Origin of the sequence: Pseudoclavibacter sp. RFBG4, assembly GCF_002931515.1 — a bacterium.
Classification (GTDB): Bacteria; Actinomycetota; Actinomycetes; order Actinomycetales; family Microbacteriaceae; genus Pseudoclavibacter.
This window is the reverse complement of record NZ_PSYC01000076.1, coordinates 1-612: the sequence shown is the minus strand read 5'-3', so window position 1 is coordinate 612 and position 612 is coordinate 1. Positions and strand designations below refer to the sequence as shown.

The 612-nt window shown below is 67.2% G+C and carries 2 protein-coding genes; both read left to right on the top strand.

The window, feature by feature from the left end; translation table 11 throughout:
* The coding region (locus tag C5E10_RS18740) for a DUF2273 domain-containing protein (RefSeq protein WP_258071223.1) at positions 1 to 229 on the top strand (229 nt) is incomplete at its 5' end.
* Positions 226 to 606, top strand: coding sequence for a hypothetical protein (locus tag C5E10_RS18735; RefSeq protein ID WP_104332944.1), 381 nt, complete (start codon positions 226 to 228; stop codon positions 604 to 606). The genes C5E10_RS18740 and C5E10_RS18735, both read left to right, overlap by 4 nt.
* The last annotated feature ends 6 nt before the right edge of the window (positions 607 to 612 follow it).

Genomic DNA, 612 nt, shown 5'->3' with positions numbered 1-612 from the left:
ACGACAAGACGGAAGAAGCGCGAGTCCAGTGAACACCGCATCCCTCACCCGAACCGGCATCCTCATCGGCGCGGTCCTCGCGCTCACCTGGATCATCCTGGGGTTCTGGGCGTTCTTCTTCGTCGTCATCGCGATGCTGATCGGCGGACTGGTCGGTCGGATCCTCGACGGCAAGCTCAACGCCAGTGCACTCGTTGACGTCCTCCGCGGACGGAACACGTCCTCATGAGCATCGCCGCGACGGCTCCGGGCGGCGCGGCGCAGCGAGGCACGACACGAGTCACCGCGAAGGCGCTGAACAGGCTCGTGTCAGCTGTCGCCGGTGACGCGCTCGGGGTCGACGCTGGCAGCGTCAGCGTCGACCTCGACGACCACAACGGCAAGCTCGCACTGCGACTCAGCACCCCCATCCGCGTGCCCTCGCTGGCTCGCATCCGCGAGCAGCCGAGCTCCATCTCCCGCAGCGGAGGCCCGCTCCTCGAGCGAGTCGAGGCTGCGAAGACCACCATCCGTGACCGCGTGCAAAGCCTCACGGGCTCCCACGTGGACCAGGTCACCGTGCGGGTCACCGGGCTCGACATCAAACCAGAGGAGCGAGTCAGATGAGCAGCC